The organism is Micromonospora sp. NPDC005254 (assembly GCF_042872525.1).
In the GTDB taxonomy this organism is placed as follows: domain Bacteria; phylum Actinomycetota; class Actinomycetes; order Mycobacteriales; family Micromonosporaceae; genus Micromonospora.
The window spans coordinates 673,724-697,645 of sequence record NZ_JBIAKM010000001.1 but is presented as its reverse complement, the minus strand read 5'-3'; the positions used below and the strand labels follow the sequence as shown (position 1 = coordinate 697,645).

Here is a 23,922-nt window from a genome sequence, read left to right as displayed (position 1 = left end):
GCCTTTGTTTTTTTTTTTTGTTTGCGGCTGGTCGCGCGGGGTCCCTCAAAAAAACGTTTTCGCGGGGGGGGGGGGGGGGGGGGGGCCCCCCGGGCCCCCCCCCCCCCCCCCCCCCCCCCCCCCCCTCCTGCGGGTTGGGTACGAACTACATGCTGGAGATGTCGCCCTGCTTGGCGCGGACGGCCTCGGCGGCGGCCAGGAGGCTGGCCAGCTCGTCGGCGTCCAGGTCGGTCTCGACGATCCGACGGACACCCTCGCGGCCGATCTCGGCCTCGACACCCAGGTAGACGCCGGAGATGCCGTACTCGCCGTCGACCCAGGCGCAGACCGGCATGACGTCGCCGGAGTCCTCGGCCACGGCCTTCGCCATCCGCGCCGCGGCGGCGGACGGGGCGTAGTACGCCGAACCGGTCTTGAGCAGCGCGACGACCTCGGCCCCACCGTTGCGGGTCTTGACGACCAGCTCCTCGATCTGCTCGGCCGGCATCGCGTCACGCAGCGGCTTGCCGTTGACGGTGCTCTTGGACGGCACCGGGACCATGGTGTCGCCGTGCGAGCCCAGGGTCAGCGTGCGTACCGACGCCACCGGCACGTTCAGCGCCTCGGCGACGAAGTTGCTGAACCGGGCGGTGTCGAGCATGCCGGCCTGGCCGAGCACCCGGTTCTTCGGGAACTGGGTGGCGAGCTGCGCCAGCGCGGTCATCTCGTCCAGCGGGTTGGAGACGACGATGACGACGGCGCTGGGGGCGTACTTGGCCACGTTCTCGGCGACCTGCCGCACGATCTTGGCGTTGGTCTCCAGCAGGTCCATCCGGCTCATGCCCGGCTTGCGGGGCAGGCCAGCGGTGATGACGACGACGTCGGAGCCCTCGATGGCCTCGTAGCCCTCGCCGTTCGGGCCGGTGGTCACGCCGACGACCTTGGTCTCGAAGCCCTCGATGGCCCGCGACTGGTTGAGGTCGAGCGCGAGGCCCGCGGGCTTGCCCTCCACGATGTCGGTGATCACAACGGTGTCGAAGACGTCGTACTCGGCCAGGCGCTGTGCGGTGGTGGAGCCGTAGAAGCCAGCCCCGACGACAGTGACCTTCTTACCCATGGTCGTCCCACTCCCTGATACCAGTCGGTTTTCCGGACCGTATCAGCCATCCTGGCACTGATCGGGCCAGGGGCGGACAGTTATGACCGGACAGACGCGAACGGCACTCGTGGGACAGCGTCGACGCGTCAGCCGCGCTCGGCGCGCTCCACGACGTTGGTCAGCAGCATGGCGCGGGTCATCGGGCCGACGCCGCCGGGCATCGGAACCAGCGCGCCGGCCGTCTCGGCCACCTCCGGAGCGACGTCGCCGGTGTAGCGGCCCTTGCCGTCCGGGCCGATCACCCGGGTGATGCCGACGTCCACGACGACGGCACCCGGGTTGATCATGTCGGCGGTCAGCAGCCCCGGTACGCCGGCCGCGACGATGACGATGTCGGCGGCCCGGGTGTGCGAGGCGAGGTCGAGGGTGCCGGTGTGGCACAGGGTGACGGTGGCATTCTCGCTGCGACGGGTGAGCAGCAGGCCGAGCGGACGGCCGACGGTGTTGCCCCGGCCGACGACCGCCACGGTGGCACCGCGCAGCGCCACGTCGTGGCGGCGGAGCAGCTCCACGATGCCGCGCGGGGTGCAGGGCAGCGGACCGTCGTAGCCGAGGACGAGACGACCCAGGTTGACCGGGTGCAGGCCGTCGGCGTCCTTGGCCGGGTCGATGAGCTCCAGCACCCGCTGGGTGTCCAGGTGGGCGGGCAGCGGCAGCTGGACGATGTAGCCGTGGCACGCCGGGTCGGCGTTCAGCTCGGCCAGGACGTCGTCGACCTGCTGCTGGGTGGCGTCGGCCGGCAACTCCCGGCGGATCGAGGCGATGCCCACCTCGGCGCAGTCACGGTGCTTGCCGTTGACGTACGCCTGGCTGCCCGGGTCGGCGCCAACCAGGACCGTGCCGAGCCCGGGGGTGATGCCGCGCTCCGCGAGAGCCTTCACCCGTATCCGCAGCTCGTCCTTGATCTCCGCCGCGGTCGCCTTGCCGTCCAGAAGCGTCGCCGTCACCACCAGATCGTCTCATGTCCGGCACGTGCCGTTCCGGCGACCTCACTCCGGACGGCCGCCGAGGCACCGGCCACACCACCGAAGGTCACGATGAGTTACGTGTTGCTCATCACTCTGGGTGACAATTTGTGGACCTTGTCACCGCGAAAGCGGTCGGCGCCTGCGCACGCGGCGGATACCGGACGGACCCGCCGGAGGCGGCCGAATCCCTGCCAGCAGACCCCCCGACACTTCGGTCTTGTTGGCGAATGTGCAGCCCAGAGCCGCTTGTCCGGTTTGGGCTAGCACGCACGAGGGAGCCGCGCAAGGAAGACGTCCTCGGACCGTTACGCACCCGCAACCGGGCCGTTGTCGACGGCCGGTATTTCGACCTACCGTTACCGCTTGTTGCGCAGCGTAAACCCAGCGTCGGGCCTGACTGCGCAGCGTGAGGAGATGAGGAGGCTCTATGCGAGTTCGTAGACTCGCCGCCTGGACCGCCCTCCCGCTCGCGGTGACGCTGGGCCTCGCGGCCTGCGGCAGCGGCGGAGACGGTGGATCCGGCGGCAACGGCAGTTCGGCGGTCAGCATTCAGATCGCCGAGCCCCAGCACCTGGTTCCGACCAACACCACCGAGACGTCCGGGTCGCAGGTGCTCGCCGGCCTGTTCAGCCCGCTCGTCGACTACGACGCCCAGAACAAGCCGTACGAGGTCGCCGCGCAGTCGATCACCTCGTCCGACAACACGGTCTGGACGATCAAGCTCAAGGACGGCTACACCTTCCACAACGGCGAGAAGGTCACGTCCGAGGACTACATCAACGCGTGGAACTACGGCGCCTACGCGCCCAACGGCCAGGGTGGCAGCTACTTCTTCGAGAAGATCGCCGGCTACCAGGACCTGCAGGGCGACAAGCCGAAGGCCAAGGAGATGTCCGGCCTGAAGAAGGTCGACGACCTGACCTTCCAGGTGACGCTCAGCGCTCCGTACATCGATTTCAAGACGATGCTCGGATACAACGCGTTCTACCCGCTGCCGGACGCCGCGTTCTCGGCTCCGGGCGTGCTCAAGGACTCTTACGAGCAGGCACCGATCGGTCAGGGCCCGTTCAAGATGAAGGGCACCTGGCAGCACGACAGCAAGATCGACGTCGAGCGGTACGACGCCTACCCGGGTGAGAAGCCCAAGGTGCAGGACGTCGAGTTCCGGGTCTACCAGCAGCTCACCGCGGCCTACGCGGACGTGCTGGGCGACAACCTGGACGTGCTCCCGACGATCCCGACCGAGAGCCTCGGCAACGCGCCGACCGACCTGGGCGACCGGTACCAGACCAGCCCGATGTCGTCGTTCCAGTTCCTGGCCTTCCCGACGTTCGACAAGAACTTCAGCAACCCGGACGTGCGCAAGGCCATCTCGATGGCGATCGACCGTGACGAGATCACCAAGTCGGTCTTCAAGGGCTCGCAGACGCCGGCGCGCTCCTTCGTCTCGCCGGTCCTGCCGGGCTACCGGGAGAACACCACCGGCGCGTCGGGTGAGTTCAACCCGACCGAGGCCAAGAAGCTCTACCAGGCCGCCGGCGGACCGTCGAAGATCGTCATCTCCTACAACGGCGACGGCGGTCACAAGGACTGGGTCGACGCGACCGCCAACCAGCTGAAGGCCAACCTGGGCGTGGACGTTGTCGGCTCGGCCGAGCCGAAGTTCGCCGACCTGCTCACCAAGGTCGAGAAGAAGCAGCCGGTTGGCATGTTCCGGCTGGGCTGGGTCATGGACTACCCCTCCATGGAGGACTACCTCGGCCCGCTGTACAGCACCAACGGCTCGTCGAACTACTACGGCTACAGCAACCCGGAGTTCGACAAGCTCGTCAAGGAGGGTTCCGCCGCCAAGACGCAGGACGAGGCGATCGCCAAGTACCAGCAGGCGGAGGACATCCTGGCCAAGGACATGCCGGTGATCCCGCTCCGCTTCGGCGAGAACGTGTACGGCACCTCGTCCAAGGTCAAGAACGTGCAGATGGACCTGTTCCAGCGGGTCAACCTCATCAAGATCGAAGCGGCCAGCTGAGCTGACCAACGGATTCGGGCCACCCGGGCGACGACGCCCGGGTGGCCCGGACCGCGCTGTACCGGCCGGGCCGCTCGCGTGGGCCCGCAGTCGGTGGCGCCGGCCTCCCCCGGGCCGGACGGCACGTCTCGGATATTTCGGGTACGACCAGAGATGCCGTCCTGCGACCCTTTCGCATATTTCCGGAGAGACTGCTAAGCATGTTCCGCTACATCTTGCGGCGCCTACTGCAGATGGTCCTGGCGTTCTTCGGGACCACCCTGATCGTCTACGCGCTGATGTTCGCCGGCCAGGGCGACCCCATCCAGGCCCTCGCGGGCGAACGCCCGGTGACGCCGGCCCAACGGGCCTACCTGACGGAGAAGTACCACCTCGACGCGACAGGCGTGGGCGGCTTCTTCTACCGCTACTTCGACTACGTCAAGAACCTGCTCCAGGGTGACCTCGGCCAGTCCCTGACCGGCCGCCAGATCGGCGACATCCTGCAGGCGGCCTGGCCGGTCACCCTCAAGCTCGCGCTCATCGCGCTCGCCGTGGCGATCATCTTCGGAGTCAGCGCCGGCGTGGTCGCCGGCATCCGCCGGGCCAGCATCTTCGACAACTCGACGCTGGTGCTGACCCTGCTCGTGCTGGGCATCCCGACCATCGTGCTGGCGCCGCTCGCCCAGTACTTCCTGGGCGTCAAGTGGCAGCTCTTCCCGCCCACCGCCGGCTCCCAGCCGACGTTCTACGCGCTGCTGCTGCCGGGCATCGTGCTCGGCTCGCTGTCGCTGGCCACCGCGCTGCGGCTGACCCGTACCTCGGTGGCCGAGAACCTGCGCGCCGACTACGTCCGGACCGCGCGGTCCAAGGGCCTGGTCAAGCGCCGCATCGTCACCGTCCACGTGCTGCGCAACTCGCTCATCCCGGTGGTCACCTTCCTCGGTGTGGAGCTGGGCAACCTGATGAGCGGCGCGATCATCACCGAGGGCGTCTTCAACATCCCCGGCGTGGGCTTCAACCTCTTCCGCGGCATCCGCACCGAGGACGGCCCCCTGGTGGTGGGCATCGTCAGCGTGCTCGTCGTGGTCTACCTGGTCTCGAACCTGGTGGTGGACGTCCTGTACGCCGTACTCGACCCGAGGATCCGCTATGAGTGAGCGCAGCGAACGAATCATCAGCGCAGCGTGCTTGGGCTCTCATGCCGGCACCGAGCGCAGCGAGGTGCCGGCATGAGTGACTTTGAAACTGTGGCGGCCAGCGAGAACCAGGCCGCACGGCGGGGCCCCTCGGGCGAGCCGGGCACACCGAACCAGGTCGGCGCGCCGCACAAGCCGCGCAGCCTGGCCGGCGACGCCTGGCGTGACCTGCGCCGCAACCCGATCTTCTGGATCTCGCTGACGCTCGTCGTCCTCTTCACCCTGATGGCCCTCGCCCCCGGCCTGTTCACCGCCAACAGCCCGAGCGACTGCCTGCTCTCCCGGCAGCACGCCGGGCCGTCCGGCGGGGCCATCTTCGGGTACGACTTCCAGGGCTGCGACACGTACTCCCGCGCGGTCTACGGCACGCGCGCCTCGCTGCTGGTCGGCGCGCTCGCCGCGCTCGGCACCGGCGTGATCGCGCTGACCGTCGGCATGGTGGCCGGGTACTTCGGCCGCTGGGTCGACGCCGTGCTCTCCCGGGTGATCGACGTGGTGCTCGGCATCCCGCTGCTGCTGGCCGCGATCGTGCTGCTCAAGCGCGTCTCCACCGCCAGCGACAACGCCCGGATCGCCGCGGTGATCTTCGTACTGGCCATTCTCGGCTGGACCACGGCGGCCCGCGTCGTCCGCTCCTCGGTGATCACCGCCAAGGAGCAGGACTACGTGGCGGCGGCCCGGATGCTCGGCGCCGGCAACGGTCGGATCATGTGGCGGCACATCCTGCCGAACTCGCTGGCCCCGGCCATCGTCGTGCTGACCATCGCGCTCGGCTCGTTCATCGCCGCCGAGGCAACGCTCTCGTTCCTGGGCATCGGCCTGAAGGCGCCGACCATCTCGTGGGGCCAGGACATCGACACCGGCCGGATCCACATGCGGGAGGCGGCGACGCCCCTGATCGTCCCGTCGGCCTTCCTCGCCCTGACCGTGCTCGCGTTCATCATGCTCGGCGACGCGATCCGTGACGCCTTCGACCCGAAGTTGCGGTGACTCTCTGATGACCCACTCCACCGTCGAACCCACCCCCGCCTCCCCCACCCCTGAGGGCGGTCACCTGCTGGAACTGCGGGACCTGCACGTCGAGTTCCGCACCAACGAGGGTGTCGCCCGGGTGATCAACGGCGTATCGTACCACCTGGACGCCGGGGAGACCCTCGCGGTGCTCGGCGAGTCCGGCTCGGGCAAGTCCGTCACCGCCCAGGCGATCATGGGCATCCTGGACACCCCGCCGGCGCACGTCCGCTCCGGGCAGATCCTCTACCGGGGCCAGGACCTGCTCACCCAGTCCGAGGAGCAGCGCCGGCAGGTCCGCGGCAAGGAGATCGCGATGATCTTCCAGGACGCGCTCTCCGCGCTGAACCCGGTCTTCCCGGTCGGCTGGCAGATCGGCGAAACGCTGCGCCAGCGCTCCGGCATGTCCCGGGGCGACGCCCGCCGCCGGGCCGTCGAGCTGATGGACCTGGTCAAGATCCCCGGTGCCGCCAAGCGGATCGGCGACTACCCGCACCAGTTCTCCGGCGGCATGCGGCAGCGCGTCATGATCGCCATGGCGCTGGCGCTGGACCCGAAGGTGCTGATCGCCGACGAGCCCACCACCGCGCTCGACGTCACCGTGCAGGCCCAGATCATGGACCTGCTGGCCGACCTGCGCCGGGACCTCAACATGGCGATGATCCTGATCACCCACGACCTGGGTGTGGTCGCCGGCGTCGCGGACCGGATCGCGGTCATGTACGCGGGTCGGATCGTCGAGCACGCCGACGTCCGCTCGCTCTACAAGGCGCCGGCCCACCCGTACACCAAGGGGTTGTTGGAGTCGATCCCGCGGATGGACGTCCGCGGCCAGGAACTGTCGACGATCAAGGGTTTGCCGCCGAACCTGATGCACATCCCGTCCGGGTGCCCGTTCCACCCCCGGTGCCCGTACGTCCAGCAGGTCTGCGTGGACGTGGTGCCGCACGACCTGGTCCTCGGCGACGGCCGGACCAGCGCTTGCCACTTCGCGCAGGAGGTTCGTGATGACAGCGCCCGCTAGCTCCACCAAGGTCCGGGGCGAGACCATCCTCTCCGTCGACAACCTGGTGAAGCACTTCCCGATCAGTCAGGGTGTGCTGTTCCAGCGGCAGATCGGCGCCGTCAAGGCCGTCGACGGCGTGAGCTTCGAGCTGCGCCGGGGCGAGACGCTGGGCGTGGTCGGCGAGTCCGGCTGCGGCAAGTCCACCCTCGCCCGGCTGCTGATGCGGCTGGAGACGCCCACCTCGGGCCGGGCCACCCTGGAGGGCAGGGACCTGTTCAAGGCCTCCGGGGGCGAGCTGCGCCGGCTGCGCCGCAACATGCAGATGGTCATGCAGGACCCGTACACCTCGCTGAACCCGCGGATGACGGTCGGCGACATCATCGGTGAGCCGTTCGAGATCCACCGGGACGCCGCACCGAAGGGCAGCAAGGCCAAGCGGGTGCAGGAGTTGCTGGACCTGGTCGGGCTCAACCCGGAACACATCAACCGGTACCCGCACCAGTTCTCCGGCGGTCAGCGCCAGCGCATCGGCATCGCCCGCGCGCTCGCCCTGCGGCCCGAGATCATCGTCTGCGACGAGCCGGTCTCGGCGCTGGACGTCTCCATCCAGGCCCAGGTGATCAACCTGCTGGAGCAGCTCCAGGACGAGCTCGGGCTCTCCTACATCTTCATCGCGCACGACCTGTCCGTGGTCCGGCACATCGCCGACCGGGTGGCCGTGATGTACCTCGGCCGGATCGTCGAGATCGGCACCGAGGACGAGATCTACGAGCGTGCCACCCACCCGTACACCCAGGCGCTGCTCTCGGCCGTGCCGGTGCCGGACCCGGAGGTACGCGACCAGCGCAACATGATCCGGCTGGTCGGCGACGTGCCCAGCCCGGCCGACCCGCCGAGCGGCTGCCACTTCCGCACCCGCTGCTGGAAGGCCCAGGACATCTGCGCCAAGGAAGATCCGCAGACGGTCCCGAGAGCGGCCGACCCGCACCCCTCGGCCTGCCACTTCGCCGAACTCCGCCCGGTCACGCCAGCCTGACCCCAAAGGGGCAGTTGATCATGAAGTTATTGCCCTGCACATCGGCGTGTCAGGGCAATAACTTCATGATCGACGGGGTGCAGACGAGGGTCAGTGGAAGAAGTGGCGGGTTCCGGTCAGGTACATCGTTACGTTGGCTTTTTTGGCCGCTGCGATGACCTCTTCGTCGCGGATCGAGCCGCCGGGCTGGACGATGGCGCGGACGCCGGCGTCGAGAAGGATCTGCGGGCCGTCGGCGAACGGGAAGAACGCGTCCGACGCGGCGACCGATCCCCGGGCGCGGTCGGCGCCGGCCCGGTCGACCGCCAACCGCGCGGAGTCGACCCGGTTGACCTGACCCATGCCGACCCCGACGGTGGCGCCGTCCTTGGCGAGCAGGATCGCGTTGCTCTTCACCGCGCGCACCGCCCGCCAGGCGAACGCGAGGTCCCGCAACAGCTCCTCGTCCGCGGCCTCGCCGGTCGCCAACTGCCAGTTCGCCGGGTCGTCACCGGGAGCGTCCACCCGGTCGGCGACCTGGGACAGCACGCCACCGGTCACCGGCCGCCACTCGACCCTCGCCGGGCTCCAGGCCGGCGCCCGCAGCAACCGGATGTTCTTCTTGCCCTGCAACACCTCGACCGCGCCCTCGTCGAAGCCGGGGGCGACCACCACCTCGGTGAAGATCTCGGCGACCTGCCGGGCCAGCTCGACCGAGACCGGCCGGTTGACCGCGATGACGCCGCCGAACGCCGACACCGGGTCACAGGCGTGCGCCCGGCGGTGCGCCTCGGCCACGTCCGCGCCCACGGCGATGCCGCACGGGTTGGCGTGCTTGATGATCGCAACCGCCGGCTGGTCGGCGAAGTCGTTGGCGGCCCGCCAGGCGGCGTCGGCGTCGACGTAGTTGTTGTACGACATCTCCTTGCCGTGCAGCTGCTCGGCCTGGGCCAGCCCCGCCGGGGCGTCCGGGTCGACGTAGAGCGCGGCGGGCTGGTGCGGGTTCTCCCCGTAGCGCAGCACTGTCGACTTGCGCAGCGCGGACCCGGCGAACGTCGGCCACGAGTCGTCGGCCGGGGCCAGCTCCTGGGCACACCACTGGGCCACCGCGACGTCGTACTCGGCGATGTCGGCGAACGCGCGGGCGGCCAGCGCGCGGCGCTGGGCCAGCGTGAAGCCACCCTCGTCGAGCGCGCCGAGCAGCGCCGGATAACCGGCCGGGTCGGTGAGGACCGCTACCGAGGCGTGGTTCTTGGCGGCGGCCCGCACCATGGCCGGGCCACCGATGTCGATCTGCTCCACGCACTCCTCGACGCCGGCGCCGGAGGCGACGGTCGCCTGGAACGGATAGAGGTTGGAGACCAGCAGGTCGAACGCGGCCACCCCCAGCTCGTCGAGCTGGGCGACGTGCGTGTCCTTGCGCAGGTCGGCGAGGAGACCGGCGTGCACCTTCGGGTGCAGGGTCTTCACCCGGCCGTCGAGCACCTCGGGGAACCCGGTGACCGTCTCCACCGGCGTCACCGGCACCCCGGCGGCGGCGATGGTGCCCGCCGTGCTGCCGGTGGACACGATCTGGACACCGGCCGCGTGCAGGGCCTGGGCCAGCTCGACCAATCCGGTCTTGTCGTAGACGCTGACCAGCGCCCGCCGAATCGGGCGACGTCCGTCCTGAGTGGGACTCACGGAACCGTGACCTTCCTTCCGGTGATGGTCCAGCCTTCGCGGACCAGGCGGCCGACCTGCTCGACGAGCTGGCGCCGTTCGGCTTCCTTGATGCGCTCGGTGAGCGCGTCCACGTCGTCGTCGTCGAGCACCGGCACCGCGACCTGCGCCACGATCGGCCCGGTGTCCATGCCGGCGTCGACGAAGAAGAGCGTGGCCCCGGTGAGCTTCACGCCGTAGGCGAGGGCGTCGCGCGGGCCGTGGATGCCGGGGAACGCCGGCAGCAGTGTGTTGTGGGTGTTCAGGTAGCGGTCGCCGAAGGCGGCGAGGAAGTGCGGGCCGACCAGCTTGAGGAAGCCGGCGGAGATGACCAGGTCGGGCTGGTGCTTGGCGACGTGCGCGGTGAGCGCGCGGTCCCAGTCCTCCCGGCTGTCATGGTCGCGGACCCGCTCGACGAAGGTCGGCACCCCCGCGGCCTCGGCCCGGTCCAGGCCCGCGATGCCGTCGCGGTCCGCGCCGACCGCGACGACCTGTGCGCCGTACGCGGGGTCGGCGGCGGCGTCCAGCAGGGCCTGCAGGTTGCTCCCGGAGCCGGAGATGAGGACGACGATGCGGGCGGCGGACGCGGGCTCGGTCACCGGGCCACCCTATCGGGCAGGTCAGGACGCCCCTCGGTTGGGCGGTTCGCCGATCTGTGACAGTGACCGACGGGCGGACTGAATAGTTATCGTGGGTAATGCGCGGTATGTCGTCGCGCTGCTGTGCTGTGCCTGAGGTGGTCTGACCGCGATCATGGATGGGAACAACAGCAGCAACTGACGGAACCAGTCCAAGGAGCTTCTCGAATGCAGCCCGGCAACCCCGGTCAGGACCCGTACGGCCAGCAGCCCAACCAGGACCCGACCGCCCCCCAGCCGCCGCACGACCCGTACGCCCCGCCGCCGGCCGCCCCGTACGGCCAGCAGCCCACCTCGGGCCAGCCCTACGGCCAGCCCACCTCGGGCCAGCCGTACGGCCAGCAGCCGGCGGCTCCCTACGGCCAGCAGCCCGGTGCCCCGTACGGCCAGCAGCCGCAGGACCCGTACGGCGCACCGCAGGCCCCGTACGGCCAGCAGCAGCCCTACGGTGGCACCCCGACGTACCCGAACGCCGGCTACCCGCAGCAGCAGGGCCAGAACAACACCCTGGGCCTGGTGTCGATGATCCTCGGCATCGCGTCGATCCCGCTGATCTGCTGCCTCTACCTGGGCATCCCGGTGGGTATCGCGGGCGTGGTGACCGGTTACCTCGCGAAGCAGAAGGTCGCCCAGGGCCAGGCCAGCAACGCCGGCCAGGCCAAGGCTGGCCTGATCTGCGGCGCGGTCGGCGTCGGCCTGGGCATCCTGCTGCTCATCATCAGCATCGTGGCGAACGTCAACCTGCCGACCGAGCCCTGAGAAGACCCTGCTCCCGACGGGGCGCTCCGGATCCGTCCGGGGCGCCCCGCGTCGTCTCCGCGCCACGTTGGCCGCGCCACGTTGGCCGTACCGCCGTTGGCCGCGCCGCCGTCGGCCGTGCCCAGCCTCGGTCGAGCCACCGCCGGCCGCGCAGCCGGACGGTCAGACTCCGGGGCGCACCGGCGGTGTCTGAGCGGCGCGCGGGCTCCGGGCGAGCACCCGGGTGGCGGCGGCGCCGAGCAGCGCGCCGACCGCGACGACACCGGCCGCCACCGCGCCTACCTGCCAGGCCACCGGCCCGAGCTGTGCCAGCCGTCCCGCGCCGAGCGGCCCACCGGAGGCCGCGGCGGCGACGCCGAGCAGCACGCCGGCCACCGGCCCGGCCAGCGCCGCCGGCGCCAACAGCTCCGCCCAGCGCCGCGGCGGCCGCTCCGACCCGGCGGACCGGGCCAGCCGGCGGGCGAGCAACCAGCCGGCGACCATCCCGGCCAGCACCGGAACCGCGAGCAGCAGGGCGCCGAGGCCGTCCACCGGGCCGCGCGGCAGGCCAGCGAGCAACGGTACGGCCGGCAGCGCGCCGACCGACACCTCACTGGTACGCACGGCCGTGTCGACGCCCACCGCGAAGCCCGGCCCGAGCAGATAGCTGGTCGACCAGACCGCGGCGTTCGGCGCGTACGCCATGCTGACCAGGGTGATCCCGGCCTGCCCGGCCACTCCGGTCCGGTACGCGCCGATCATGTCCGCGGCGTCACCGCCGCCCATGGCCACGGCCAGGCCGGCCGCGCCGGCGCCCGCCCCGAGCAGGAGGAGCGCGGCCACCAGCCCGGCGCGTACGCCGTCGCGCAGCGGGCCGGGTATCCGGGTGACGAGCAGCCGGGTCACTGCGGTGATCCGGATCGCACCGACCAGCGCGCCGAGCGTGCCGACCACCGCGAACGTGGCCGCCGCCCGCACCGGGGACACCTGCGGCCCGCCCGCGCCGATCAGCACCGCGGCGAGCGCGCCGAGCAGCGCGTACGCCAGACCGACCGCTGCGGCGGCGATCAGCGCGCGGCGCGGTGAGCGGGTGTCGCGGGCGCCGATCGCGCGGCTCACGTGCACGCCGGCCCGGGTCAGTCGCCAGAGCGCGAGCACGGTGAGCGCCAGCGGGGCGAGCCCGAACGGGCCCGCCTCGGTGTGCAGCGGCACCCCGTGCCCCACCAGCCAACCGGCGAGCGCGGTGCGCAGGGTGCCGCCCAGCGTGGTGGAATCCGCGCCGAGCTGAACCAGGCCGAGCACGATGGCGACCGGCAGGTACGAGGTGAGAGCCGCCCCGGCCGCGGCCACCCCGGCGGCGACGGCCAGCGGCGCACGCCCACGCGGCGACCCACCGGCGCGCGGCGCGGGAACCCGCCGACGCGGCGCGGCGCGGTCGACCGGCCGGTCGTCGGCGCGTACGCCGCCGGCACGGCTGGGTGGGTCAGGGGTGACGGGGGACATCCGCTCTACTCTGGCACGTCGCGCGGGCGGGGGCAGTCCGTTAACCCGCCCCGGAGGGCGGCGAGTTGGGCGAACCGGAGTCGGAGCCGTCCCGTCGGGTCTAGCGTCGGGCCAGAGGGGGTGGCCGTCGTCGCCAACCGGGTCTCGTTCGCCGGTCGCGGCCCGGGGTCCGCCGCCCACGACCGCCCGGAGGTAGCCGTGACGACCGCATACCCGCCGCCCCCACCACCGCCGGCCCGGGGACGCGACCGCACCACACTCTGGGGCGTGCTGGGCATCGTCCTCGGCCTGATCTGTTGCGGCATCCTCGGCATCATCTTCGGCTACCTGTCACTGCGCGACGCGCGGCGCAACGGCCAGTCGCCGGTTCTCGGCTACCTCGCCATCGCGTTCGGCGTGATCAACATCATCGGCGGCGCGATCCTGCGCCTCACCGGCAACTACCCGTTCTGGAACAACGACTGATCCGGCGGTACGACGAAGGGGCCGACCAGTTCCGGTCGACCCCTTCGGTGTTGCCGTGCCGGCTCAGCTGCCGGACATGATCTCCCGCATCAGCTTCGCGGTCTCGGTCGGCGTCTTGCCGACCTTGACGCCGACGGCTTCGAGCGCCGCCTGCTTCGCCTCGGCGGTGCCGGCCGAGCCGGAGATGATCGCCCCGGCGTGACCCATGGTCTTGCCGGGGGGCGCGGTGAAGCCGGCGATGTAGCCGACCACCGGCTTGGTGACGTTGCCCTTGATGAACTCGGCGGCCCGCTCCTCGGCGTCGCCACCGATCTCACCGATCATTACGATGGCGTCGGTCTCCGGGTCGGCCTCGAACGCCTTGAGGGCGTCGATGTGCGTGGTGCCGATGATCGGGTCGCCACCGATGCCGACGCAGGTGGAGAAGCCGATGTCGCGCAGCTCGTACATCATCTGGTAGGTCAGCGTGCCGCTCTTGCTGACCAGGCCGATCCGGCCGGAGCCGGTGATGTCGGCCGGGATGATGCCGGCGTTGGAGGCGCCCGGGGAGGCGATGCCGGGGCAGTTCGGCCCGATGATCCGGGTCCGCTCGCCCTGCGCGAGGTTGTACGCCCAGAACGCGGCGGTGTCGTGCACCGGCACGCCCTCGGTGATCACCACGGCCAGCGGGATCGCGGCGTCGATCGCCTCGACCACGGCGGCCTTGGTGAACTGCGGCGGCACGAAGATGACCGAGACGTCGGCCCCGGTCTCGGCCATGGCGTCCGCCACGGACGCGAAGACCGGCAGCTCGGTGCCGTCGAAGTCGACTTTCTGGCCCGCCTTGCGCGGGTTGACGCCGCCCACCACGTTGGTGCCGGCGGCGAGCATCCGCCGGGTGTGCTTGGAGCCCTCGGAGCCGGTCATCCCCTGAACGATGACCTTCGAGTCCTTGGTCAGCCAGATAGCCATGATCAGACCCCCGCAGCTGCCAGCTCGGCGGCCCGCTCGGCCGCGCCGTCCATGGTGTCCACCCGCTGTACCAGCGGGTTGTTCGCGCCGTCCAGGATCGCCCGGCCGGCCTCGGCGTTGTTGCCGTCGAGCCGGACGACGAGCGGCTTGGTGACCTTCTCGCCGCGCTGCTCCAGCAGGGCGAGCGCCTGGATGATGCCGTTGGCGACCTCGTCGCAGGCGGTGATGCCGCCGAAGACGTTGACGAAGACGCTCTTCACGGCCGGGTCGGAGAGCACGATCTCCAGCCCGTTCGCCATCACGGCGGCACTCGCGCCGCCGCCGATGTCGAGGAAGTTGGCCGGCTTGACGTTGCCGTGCCGCTCACCCGCGTACGCGACGACGTCGAGGGTCGACATGACCAGACCCGCGCCGTTGCCGATGATGCCGACCTCGCCGTCGAGCTTGACGTAGTTGAGGTCCTTGGCCTTGGCGGCCTGCTCCAGCGGGTCCACGGCGGCCTGGTCGACCAGGGCCTCGTGGTCCGGGTGCCGGAACGCGGCGTTCTCGTCCAGGGTGATCTTCGCGTCGAGCAGCAGCAGCCGCCCGTCGCCGTCTTTCGCGAGGGGGTTCACCTCGACCAGGGTGGCGTCCTCGGCGACGAACGCCTGCCACAGGCCGACGGCCACCTCGACGACCTGGTCGGCGACCTCGGCCGGGAAGCCGGCGGCGGTGACGATCTCCCGCGCCTTGGCCTCGTCGACGCCGGTGTTCGCGTCGATCGGCGCCTTCACCACGCGGTCGGGGGTCTCGGCGGCGACCTGCTCGATGTCCATACCGCCAGCGACGCTGGCGATGCAGAGGAAGGTGCGGTTCGCCCGGTCGAGCAGGTACGAGAAGTAGTACTCCTCGGCCACGTCCGCCGTCACCGTGATCATGACCTTGTGGACGGTGTGGCCCTTGATGTCCATGCCGAGGATGTCGGTGGCGCGGGCCACCGTCTCCTCGGCGCCTTCGGCCAGCTTAACGCCGCCGGCCTTACCTCGGCCGCCGACCTTCACCTGCGCCTTGACGACCACGCGACCGCCGAGGCGTTCGGCGATCGCACGGGCCTCTTCCGGGGTAGTGGCGACGCCGCCGGCCAGCACGGGCAAGCCGTGCCGCTCGAACAGGTCCCGCCCCTGGTACTCGTACAGGTCCACGATTGCGCGTCCCGTCCCGTCTCCGCGGCGCGCCGTCGCGCCGCCACCAGCGTTCAGAAAACAGTTTGACGCCTGTCATCAGTTGAAACAGGCCATTGGCGGCAGCCTAGCGAGGTGGGCACCGCCGGCAACCGAGCGGGTGCACGGTGTGCGGTAATGCACAACCCCCGTGCCGAGTGGGGCTGATTCCGGCCGCGCCGTGGGCGGCGTCAATCGTCCGGACGATGTTGCCGGGGGTCCGTAACCCGCCCGTCGGGGCGTCGTTGAGTCAGGTGTCGGCGCGCTGATCAGCGCAAAGACGGGATACGGCCGATGCCCTGTCGGTCGAGGGGTGGCGGCGGGGCATCGTGCATAGAGGGGCCGGACGTGTGAGGGGTGCGTCCGGCCCCTCCCCCGTGCCCAGATCCGGTCGGCGCAACCGACCGGCGCCTCAGGCGACCGGCTGCGCGACGTTCTGCCGGACCCACTCGACGATCGCCTTGGTGGTGGCGCCCGGCGTGAAGATCTTCGCGACGCCCAGCTTCTCCAGCTCGGGGATGTCGCCGTTGGGAATGATGCCGCCACCGAACACGACGATGTCCCGGGCGTCACGCTCGGCCAGCAGATCCAGCACCCGACGGAAGAGCGTCATGTGCGCGCCGGAGAGTACGGAGAGACCGACGGCGTCGGCGTCCTCCTGGATGGCCGTCTCCACGATCTGCTCGGGCGTCTGGTGCAGGCCGGTGTAGACGACCTCCATCCCCGCGTCGCGCAGGGCGCGTGCGACGACCTTCGCGCCACGGTCGTGGCCGTCCAGACCTGGCTTCGCGACGACGACCCGAATACGAGAGCTCATCAGCGCACACCTTTCACCGGCTTCACGGCCTTCACCTGAACGAACGGTAACCCGCCCGGCCGGGGCCGGGAAATCCGGGCCGGAAACACGTACGACATTCCGCCGCGCCCAGGCACGGCCTCCGGCACTGTCGATCGAGGCCGTCTTACCCGGGCCCCGGCGTCAAGCCGGACGACTCCGCCGGATCGGTCACGCTCGGCGACGAACGGGTGGTTACGGGGGCACCGTTCGACGGCGCGATGCATGACAATCTTGGACGCAAACGGACAGATCGACACGCCAATTTGGCGCTCTGGCTTGTGAGTCGCCTGGTGGTTGGTTAACGTGTCCACGGTTGTCATCAGGTCCATGGACGGGTGACGACGCGGTCGGCAGACGTTCACCGGAGCTTCACGGACGTCCACCGGCCGCCTCGGAACCCCGACAACGGAGGGTGTGCGTGCGCCAGCGCCTGTCGTCTGAGCCCGATCGATATCGCGGTCGCCGCCGCGTACCCACCCCCCCACGTAGCCGTTACGCGGCCGTCGTCACCACCGCCTTCGTCGGCGCGGGCATCGTCGCGCTGGGCGCGTCGGCCCTGCCCGACGCCAAGGACGTCAGCCCGACCGTGCTCGACGAGCTCAAGCAGGCGTCGATCACCAGTCAGGACGTCGCGGCCCGTGCGGACAACGCCGAGCGCGCCTCCCGGGACAGCCGCACGAAGGAAGCGGCCGAGCCCGAGGTCTGGATGCTGCCGCTGCAGGGCTACGACTTCAACTCCCCGTACGGGATGCGGTGGGGCAAGCTGCACACAGGCGTCGACCTGGTCGTCCCCGAGGGCACGCCGTACGTGGCGGTCCACGACGGGCTGGTCACCAAGGCCGGCTGGTTCGGCGGCTACGGCTACGCGGTGATCGTCCAGCACGCCGACGGCAGCGAGGCGATCTACGGTCACTCCTCCGCGCTCAGCGTCAAGGAGGGCCAGCAGGTCAAGGCGGGCGACCAGCTTGGCCTGGTGGGCCAGACCGGCCACGCCTACGGCACCCACCTGCACCTTGAGCTTCATGTCAAGGGCGCGCCGATCGACCCCGTTCCGTACCTCCAGGAGCGCGGAGTGGACATCAAGCTGCAAGTCGAGGCAATCTACAGCGAGGTAGCGGGTTCCTGACGCTGCGTACCGCCCGTTGACCGCCCGGATCTGTCGATCCGGGCGGTTTTTTCCTGCCCGGCATGCGGCTGATGTCTGCTGGATCACAGCATGGACTGTGACCCACCGCACGGCGCAGCATGATCACTTTTCCGGACGGAGCGCTTCAGACCGGCGCATACCAGGTCAGCCGGGCTGCCGCCCCCGGTTCGGACGCCCGGTCCCGGACGGTCGTCCAACTCGGCCCGACACCAGTATTTCGAGGTCAAGTGCCCCTCGACTGTGAAGGTTCGCCGTGCAGGAAGACAGCCCCGTCCAGAACGAGAACACCCCCGACACCACCGTCGAGCAGCCGCGACGTGCCCGCCGGCGGAACCGCCTGATCGTGGCCGGCGCGGCCGCGCTGGTCGCCCTCGGCCTGGGTGGGGTCGCCGTCGCCACCTCCGGCCCCGACCGGCCGGCGCCCACCGCCGTCTCGCTCGACGCCCAGTCGCGCGCCGAGGCCGCCAGCCGGGCCGACCGCTCGACCCGCGAGTCGAGCGCGCCGGCGTCGGCGTCGGCCAGCCCGACCGTGAGCCCGTCGACGGCCAGCGCCAGCCCGACACCGACGAAGACGGCCACCGCCAAGCCGAAGCCGAAGCCGAAGAAGACCACCAGGCCGACGGCCGCCTGGGTCGACCCGATGCCGGGCGCCGCGGTCACCTCCTGCTACGGCCAGCGCTGGGGCACCCTGCACGCCGGGATCGACCTGGCGCTGCCCTCGGGCACCCCCATCCGCGCCGCGGCCGCCGGCACGGTCACCCAGGCCGGTGACGCCGCGGACGGGTACGGCAACTCCGTCTTCATCGACCACGGCAACGGCTACCTGACCCACTACGCCCACCAGAGCCGCATCGCGGTCACCGTCGGGCAGGCGGTCAAGGCCGGCCAGGTGATCGGCTACGAGGGCGCCACCGGCGATGCCACCGGCCCGCACCTGCACTTCGAGGTGCACCAGGGCATGTGGAACCAGATCGACCCCGCCCCGTTCATGCGGGCGCGCGGCGTCGACCTGGGCTGCTGAGCCTGGCCCGCACAGAATCCTGAAAGGGTGGCCTCCGCGCTGGCGGAGGCCACTCTTTCCATGTTCTAGCGCGACCTCGCGAAGGTGCCGTTTCGGGCGTCAGAGCTTGTCGACCGGGGCGTGTCGCAGCACCAGCCACATGGTCTGGTCGCCGAAGTCGATCTGCGCGCGGGCGCCCGGGCCGTGCCCCTCCACGGCGAGCACGCGCCCCAGCCCGTAGCGCTGGTGGTTGACCCGGTCGCCGGCGGCCACCTTCGGCCCCTGCGGCAACTCGCTGGCCGTGGTGAGGCGGCTGCCGTCCACGCCGAGCCGCTGGGCAAGCTGCGCCGCCTTCGGGGTGCCGCCGGTGAAGGTGCCCCGACCGCCGGGCGCACGGTCGGCACGACCGCCGACGCCGCCGCCCCCGCCGGCCCACGAGGTGTACGACCCCTCGGTGCGCTCCCAGCGCACCAGCTCCGGCGGCAGCTCCTCCAGGAACCGCGACGGCGGGTTGTAGGACGGCTGCCCCCAGGCCGAGCGGGTCACCGCCCGGGAGAGGTAGAGCCGCTGTCGGGCACGGGTGATGCCCACGTACGCCAGTCGGCGCTCCTCCTCCAGCTCGCGGGTGTCGCCCAGCGAGCGCAGGTGCGGGAAGACGCCGTCCTCCAGCCCGGTCAGGAAGACCACCGGGAACTCCAGGCCCTTGGCGGTGTGCAACGTCATGAGGGTGACGACGCCCTGGTGGTCGGGGTCGTCGGAGGGGATCTGGTCGGCGTCGGCCACCAGCGCGACCTGCTCCAGGAAGCCCGCCAGGGTGGCGCGCTCCCCGTCGGCGCCGGTCGCCTCGATCCGCTCGGTGTACTCCCGGGCGACGCTGACCAGTTCCTGGAGGTTGTCCACCCGGCCCGCGTCCTGCGGGTCCAGGCTCTCCTCCAGCTCGGTGAGGTAACCCGAGCGGGTCAGCAGGGCCTCCAGCACCTCCTCCGGGGTGCCGGTCTCGGCCAGCTCCCGCGCGCCGTCGAGCAGCGCCACGAAGTCGGCGATGCCGTTGGCCGCCCGGGTGGAGATGCCGGGCGCCTCCCGGGCCCGGCGCAGCGCCGCGCCGAAGGAAATCCGATCACGGCTGGACAGCGCCTCGACGCACGCCTCCGCGCGGTCGCCGATCCCCCGGCGCGGGGTGTTCAGCACCCGCCGCAGGCTCACCGTGTCGTCGTCGTTGACCACCGAGCGCAGGTACGCCAGCGCGTCGCGGACCTCCTTGCGCTCGTAGAAGCGCACCCCGCCGACCACCTTGTACGGCAGGCCGGCGCGGATGAACACCTCCTCGAAGACGCGGGACTGGGCGTTGGTGCGGTAGAAGACCGCGACGTCACCGGGGCGTGTCTCGTCGGCGTCGACCAGCCGGTCGATCTCCCGGCCCACCCAGTCCGCCTCGGCGTGCTCGGTGTCGGCCACATAGCCGACGATCCGCTCGCCGTCGCCGGCCTCGCTCCACAGCCGCTTCGGCTTGCGGGAGGTGTTCCGGTCGATCACCGCGTTGGCCGCGTTGAGGATGGTCTGGGTGGAGCGGTAGTTCTGCTCCAGCAGGATCGTCCGCGCGTCGGTGAAGTCCCGCTCGAACTCCAGGATGTTGCGGATCGTCGCGCCCCGGAACGCGTAGATCGACTGGTCGGCGTCACCGACCACGCACAGCTCGGCCGGCTCCAGCCCGTCGGTGCCGGAGACCAGCTCCTTGATCAGGACGTACTGGGCGTGGTTGGTGTCCTGGTACTCGTCCACCAGCACGTGCCGGAACCGCCGCCGATAGCTCTCCGCGACGTGCGGGTGGGACTGGAGCAGGTGCACCGTCGTCATGATCAGGTCGTCGAAGTCCAGCGCGTGCGCCTCGCGCAGCCGGCGCTGGTACAGCGTGTACGCCTCGGCGAGCGCCCGCTCGTTGGGCCCGCTGGCCCGCGCGGCGAACTGCTCCGGGTCGACCAGCTCGTTCTTGAGGTTGGAGACCTGGGCGGCCAGACCACGCGCCGGGTAGCGCTTCGGGTCGAGATCCAGCTCGCGGGTGACCAGCTGCATCAGTCGGCGGGAGTCGTCCGCGTCGTAGATCGAGAACGTCGATTTGAGGCCGGCGTGCTCGTGTTCGGCGCGCAGGATGCGGACGCACGCCGAGTGGAACGTCGACACCCACATCAGTCGGGCCCGTGGGCCGACCAGCGCGGCGACCCGCTCCTTCATCTCGCCGGCCGCCTTGTTGGTGAAGGTGATGGCGATGATCTCACCGGGATGCACGTCCCGTGCGGCGAGCAGGTAGGCGATCCGGTGGGTGAGCACCCGGGTCTTGCCGGACCCCGCGCCAGCCACGATCAGCAACGGGGAACCGGCGTGGCTGACGGCGTCGCGCTGCGGCCCGTTCAGCCCGGCGAGGAGCTGTTGCGGATCGAGGCGGACGGAGGCCGACCCGGGCCGGTGCGGACGGGCCGGCGCGGACTCCGGCGCGGGCGGGGACGCGGGAATGTCGAAGAGAGGATGCATCGCGCACCAAGTCTATGCCGCCAGCCGGACACTTCCCGACCGCGCCGTCCGCCAGGCCGGGTCGCCGTGCCTGCGCCTGGAGCACACGGCCGGGCCGCCCTTTTGCGCCGGAATCCTTGCGCGCCGGCCACCGGCGTGGGCATACTCGACGGCGTGATCGCTGCGCGCTACTACTTTTACTACGGCACCGGGAGTCCGGCTGCCGTAGGTCGCGCCTGATCGACAGACCTGCGAAAAGCCCCGGGCTCCTGGAGTCCGGGGCTTTTTCGTCCCGGGTTCCGGGCACCGGGCACCACAGCGCGAGAGGTACCCGATGATGACAGACGTGGTGGAGCAGAACGGTGGCCCGGCCGGACCGGAGGCGGGACAGCCGTCGGCGAGCGGGAGCGTGCCGGAGGTGGTGCCTTCGGTGCGGACCGGCGACCCGTCCGAGGCACGGACCGGCACCGTGGAGCCGACCGCCGCTGCGCGGATCGTGCAGATCAGAGAACGGATCGACGAGATCGACCACGCGTTGATCGCGCTCTGGCAGGAGCGGGCCGCGCTGTCACAGGAGGTCGGGGCGACCCGGATGGCCTCCGGTGGAACCCGCCTGGTGCTCTCCCGCGAACGGGACATCCTGGAGCGCTTCCGGCTCGCGCTCGGCGCCGACGGCACCCAACTGGCGCTGCTGCTGCTGCGCGCGGGCCGCGGGCCGCTCTGAGGCGCCTCGGTGGGCCGCCGGTGCGGTCGTCACCGACCGGCGGTGCGGGAGCGTGGCGAACCGCTCAGAGGGCTCCGGACAGACGAAACCGCCTGCCGTCGTCGTGGTGACGTCGGCAGGCGGTTCCGGTGACTCACACCTCGTGGGTGGCGACGATCTCGCGCCGCTCCGCGAAGTGGCAGGCGCTCGGGTGGTCCGAGTCGCGCCGGATCTCCAGCAGCGGGACCTGCTCCGCGCAGACCTCCTGCGCCTTCCAGCAGCGGGTCCGGAACCGGCAGCCCGAGGGCGGGCTGATCGGCGACGGCACGTCACCCGTGAGCCGGATGATCGTCTTGTTGTTCCGCTGGGTCGGGTCCGGAACCGGCACCGCCGAGAGCAGCGCCTGGGTGTACGGGTGGGTCGGCCGCTCGTAGATCTCGTCCTCGGTGCCGATCTCAACGATCTTGCCGAGGTACATCACCGCCACCCGGTCCGACAGGTGGCGGACCACCGACAGGTCGTGGGCGATGAAGATGTACGACAGCCCCAGCTCGGTCTGCAGCTTCTCCAGCAGGTTCATCACCTGGGCCTGGATGGAGACGTCCAACGCCGAGACCGGCTCGTCGCAGACGATCACCTCGGGCCGCAGCGCGAGCGCGCGGGCGATGCCGATGCGCTGACGCTGACCGCCGGAGAACTGGTGCGGGTACCGGTTGATGTGCTCCGGGTTGAGCCCGACCAGGTCGAGCAGCTCGCGGACCTTGGCCCGACGGCTGCCCCGGGGCGCCACCTCCGGGTGGATCTCGAACGGCTCCCCGATCAGGTCACCGACAGTCATCCGCGGGTTCAGCGAGGTGTACGGGTCCTGCATGACCAGCTGGATCTGCCGACGCAGCCGACGCAGCGCCCCACCGGAGAGCTTGGAGATGTCCTGGCCCTTGTAGACCACGCTGCCGGCGGTCGGCTTCTCCAGGTTCATCAGAACCCGGGCGAGGGTCGACTTGCCGCAGCCGGACTCGCCGACGACACCGAGCGTCTCGCCGGCCCGCAGACCGAACGAGACCCCGTCGACGGCCTTGACCTGACCGACGGTCTTCTTGAACACCACACCCTGAGTGACGGGGTAGTGCTTGACCAGGTCACGGACCTCGAGGATGTTCTCAGACACGGTTCACCAGCTCCTCGGCGAAGTGGCAGGCGCTGGCCCGGGCGGGGCCCACCTGGAGCAGCGGGGGGACCTTCTCCCGGCACACCGGCTGCGCCATCGGGCAGCGCGGGTTGAACGGGCAGCCCGGCGGGATGTTCATCAGGTTCGGCGGGAGGCCCTTGATCGTCCGGAGCTGCTGCCCCTTCTCGTCCAGACGCGGGATCGAGTCGATCAGACCCAGCGTGTACGGGTGCGCCGGCTTGGCGTACAGGTCGTACACGTCGGCTTCCTCGACGATCCGGCCCGCGTACATGACGGCGATCCGATCGGCGACGTCGGCGACCACACCGAGGTCGTGGGTGATCAGGATCATGCCCATCTGCCGCTCACGCTGGAGCTCCGCGAGCAGGTCCATGATCTGGGCCTGCACGGTCACGTCGAGCGCGGTGGTCGGCTCGTCCGCGATCAGCACCTCGGGGTCGAGCGCCAGCGACATCGCGATCATCGCGCGCTGCCGCATACCGCCGGAGAACTGGTGCGGATAGTTGTTGAACCGGCCCTTGGCGTTCGGGATCTTGACCTGGTCGAGCATCTCGATCGCGCGCTTCTTGGCCTCCGCGCGACCCAGACCCCGCCGAACCCGGAACTGTTCGGCGATCTGGAACCCGACGGTGAAGACCGGGTTCAGGGCGGAGAGCGCGTCCTGGAAGATCATCGCGATGCCCTCACCGCGGATGCGGCGGCGCTCCTCGGCGGACATGCGGAGCATGTCCTTTCCGTGGAAGCGGACCCGCCCACCGGTGACGAAGCCGGGGGGCGTGTCGAGGATGCCCATGATCGTCTGCGCCGTGACGCTCTTACCGGAGCCGGACTCGCCGAGCACGGCGAGGGTCTCCCCCGCGTCGACGTGGTACGTGACCCCGTTGATGACCTTTGCGACGCCGTCCCGGGTACGGAACTCCACCCGCAGGTCGTCGACCTCGAGCAGCCGGCCGGAGGGGCGCCCGGACCCGCCGGATCCCGGCGCGGACTGCTCAGACAC

Annotated in this window: 21 protein-coding genes; 10 read left to right on the top strand and 11 right to left on the bottom strand. The window is 70.6% G+C overall.

Annotated elements, in window-relative coordinates:
• Positions 1-145: 145 nt before the first annotated feature.
• Both ACFYPR_RS03350 and ACFYPR_RS03345 read right to left on the bottom strand, forming a co-directional pair.
• Complete coding sequence (locus ACFYPR_RS03350) at positions 146-1,096, bottom strand: malate dehydrogenase (protein ID WP_354855392.1); 951 nt, start codon at positions 1,094-1,096, stop codon at positions 146-148.
• 128 nt (positions 1,097-1,224) lie between these two features.
• A complete protein-coding gene (locus tag ACFYPR_RS03345; protein WP_355139184.1) occupies positions 1,225-2,085 on the bottom strand; it encodes a bifunctional methylenetetrahydrofolate dehydrogenase/methenyltetrahydrofolate cyclohydrolase in 861 nt (286 codons plus the stop codon).
• Between the two features lie 448 nt (positions 2,086-2,533).
• On the opposite strand from ACFYPR_RS03345, the gene ACFYPR_RS03340 reads away from it, so the two are divergent.
• The 5 genes from ACFYPR_RS03340 (at position 2,534) to ACFYPR_RS03320 (ending at position 8,366) form a co-directional block, all read left to right on the top strand.
• Positions 2,534-4,135, top strand: coding sequence for an ABC transporter substrate-binding protein (locus tag ACFYPR_RS03340; RefSeq protein ID WP_354855390.1), 1,602 nt, complete (start codon positions 2,534-2,536; stop codon positions 4,133-4,135).
• 200 nt (positions 4,136-4,335) lie between these two features.
• The gene (locus ACFYPR_RS03335) at positions 4,336-5,274 is read left to right on the top strand and encodes an ABC transporter permease (protein WP_354855389.1); all 939 of its coding nucleotides are present in this window, start codon (positions 4,336-4,338) and stop codon (positions 5,272-5,274) included.
• Positions 5,275-5,346: 72 nt separating this feature from the next.
• Positions 5,347-6,303, top strand: coding sequence for an ABC transporter permease (locus ACFYPR_RS03330; protein ID WP_354855388.1), 957 nt, complete (start codon positions 5,347-5,349; stop codon positions 6,301-6,303).
• Between the two features lie 7 nt (positions 6,304-6,310).
• A complete protein-coding gene (locus ACFYPR_RS03325; protein WP_387258458.1) occupies positions 6,311-7,348 on the top strand; it encodes an ABC transporter ATP-binding protein in 1,038 nt (345 codons plus the stop codon).
• Positions 7,332-8,366 (top strand): dipeptide ABC transporter ATP-binding protein, encoded by a 1,035-nt coding sequence (locus ACFYPR_RS03320; protein ID WP_354855386.1) that lies wholly within the window; start codon positions 7,332-7,334, stop codon positions 8,364-8,366. Before ACFYPR_RS03325 ends, ACFYPR_RS03320 begins: the two co-directional genes overlap by 17 nt.
• A gap of 90 nt (positions 8,367-8,456) precedes the next feature.
• Here ACFYPR_RS03320 and purH read toward each other — a convergent pair whose 3' ends face one another.
• Positions 8,457-10,028: a bifunctional phosphoribosylaminoimidazolecarboxamide formyltransferase/IMP cyclohydrolase gene (purH, locus tag ACFYPR_RS03315; protein WP_387258456.1), complete on the bottom strand. Its 1,572-nt coding sequence runs from the start codon at positions 10,026-10,028 to the stop codon at positions 8,457-8,459.
• Positions 10,025-10,645, bottom strand: coding sequence for a phosphoribosylglycinamide formyltransferase (gene purN, locus ACFYPR_RS03310; RefSeq protein WP_354855384.1), 621 nt, complete (start codon positions 10,643-10,645; stop codon positions 10,025-10,027). The genes purH and purN overlap by 4 nt, the downstream gene beginning before the upstream one ends.
• 207 nt (positions 10,646-10,852) lie before the next feature.
• Here purN and ACFYPR_RS03305 point away from each other — a divergent pair, with 207 nt between their 5' ends.
• On the top strand, positions 10,853-11,443 hold the full coding sequence (locus ACFYPR_RS03305; RefSeq protein ID WP_387258455.1) for a DUF4190 domain-containing protein: 591 nt from the start codon (positions 10,853-10,855) through the stop codon (positions 11,441-11,443).
• Positions 11,444-11,605: 162 nt separating this feature from the next.
• Here ACFYPR_RS03305 and ACFYPR_RS03300 read toward each other — a convergent pair whose 3' ends face one another.
• Complete coding sequence (locus ACFYPR_RS03300; RefSeq protein WP_354855382.1) at positions 11,606-12,925, bottom strand: DUF6350 family protein; 1,320 nt, start codon at positions 12,923-12,925, stop codon at positions 11,606-11,608.
• Between the two features lie 198 nt (positions 12,926-13,123).
• Between ACFYPR_RS03300 and ACFYPR_RS03295 the strand changes: the two genes are divergently transcribed.
• Positions 13,124-13,390, top strand: coding sequence for a DUF4190 domain-containing protein (locus ACFYPR_RS03295; protein ID WP_354855381.1), 267 nt, complete (start codon positions 13,124-13,126; stop codon positions 13,388-13,390).
• Between the two features lie 63 nt (positions 13,391-13,453).
• Here ACFYPR_RS03295 and sucD read toward each other — a convergent pair whose 3' ends face one another.
• The 3 genes from sucD to ACFYPR_RS03280 form a co-directional block, all read right to left on the bottom strand.
• Complete coding sequence (gene sucD / locus ACFYPR_RS03290) at positions 13,454-14,341, bottom strand: succinate--CoA ligase subunit alpha (RefSeq protein ID WP_354855380.1); 888 nt, start codon at positions 14,339-14,341, stop codon at positions 13,454-13,456.
• Between the two features lie 2 nt (positions 14,342-14,343).
• Positions 14,344-15,522: an ADP-forming succinate--CoA ligase subunit beta gene (sucC, locus tag ACFYPR_RS03285; protein ID WP_387258454.1), complete on the bottom strand. Its 1,179-nt coding sequence runs from the start codon at positions 15,520-15,522 to the stop codon at positions 14,344-14,346.
• Between the two features lie 430 nt (positions 15,523-15,952).
• Positions 15,953-16,357, bottom strand: a complete 405-nt coding sequence (locus ACFYPR_RS03280) for a cobalamin B12-binding domain-containing protein (RefSeq protein WP_387258452.1) — start codon at positions 16,355-16,357, stop codon at positions 15,953-15,955.
• Positions 16,358-16,796: 439 nt separating this feature from the next.
• Here ACFYPR_RS03280 and ACFYPR_RS03275 point away from each other — a divergent pair, with 439 nt between their 5' ends.
• Positions 16,797-17,504, top strand: coding sequence for a M23 family metallopeptidase (locus tag ACFYPR_RS03275; protein WP_234590189.1), 708 nt, complete (start codon positions 16,797-16,799; stop codon positions 17,502-17,504).
• Positions 17,505-17,778: 274 nt separating this feature from the next.
• Positions 17,779-18,546 (top strand): M23 family metallopeptidase, encoded by a 768-nt coding sequence (locus tag ACFYPR_RS03270; protein WP_387258450.1) that lies wholly within the window; start codon positions 17,779-17,781, stop codon positions 18,544-18,546.
• Positions 18,547-18,645: 99 nt separating this feature from the next.
• On the opposite strand, the gene pcrA is transcribed toward ACFYPR_RS03270, so the two are convergent.
• Complete coding sequence (pcrA, locus tag ACFYPR_RS03265) at positions 18,646-21,051, bottom strand: DNA helicase PcrA (protein ID WP_354855376.1); 2,406 nt, start codon at positions 21,049-21,051, stop codon at positions 18,646-18,648.
• 313 nt (positions 21,052-21,364) lie between these two features.
• On the opposite strand from pcrA, the gene ACFYPR_RS03260 reads away from it, so the two are divergent.
• On the top strand, positions 21,365-21,754 hold the full coding sequence (locus ACFYPR_RS03260) for a chorismate mutase (protein ID WP_354855375.1): 390 nt from the start codon (positions 21,365-21,367) through the stop codon (positions 21,752-21,754).
• Between the two features lie 133 nt (positions 21,755-21,887).
• Here ACFYPR_RS03260 and ACFYPR_RS03255 read toward each other — a convergent pair whose 3' ends face one another.
• Both ACFYPR_RS03255 and ACFYPR_RS03250 read right to left on the bottom strand, forming a co-directional pair.
• On the bottom strand, positions 21,888-22,901 hold the full coding sequence (locus ACFYPR_RS03255) for a dipeptide ABC transporter ATP-binding protein (protein WP_354855374.1): 1,014 nt from the start codon (positions 22,899-22,901) through the stop codon (positions 21,888-21,890).
• On the bottom strand, positions 22,894-23,922 hold the full coding sequence (locus tag ACFYPR_RS03250) for an ABC transporter ATP-binding protein (RefSeq protein ID WP_354855394.1): 1,029 nt from the start codon (positions 23,920-23,922) through the stop codon (positions 22,894-22,896). Before ACFYPR_RS03250 ends, ACFYPR_RS03255 begins: the two co-directional genes overlap by 8 nt.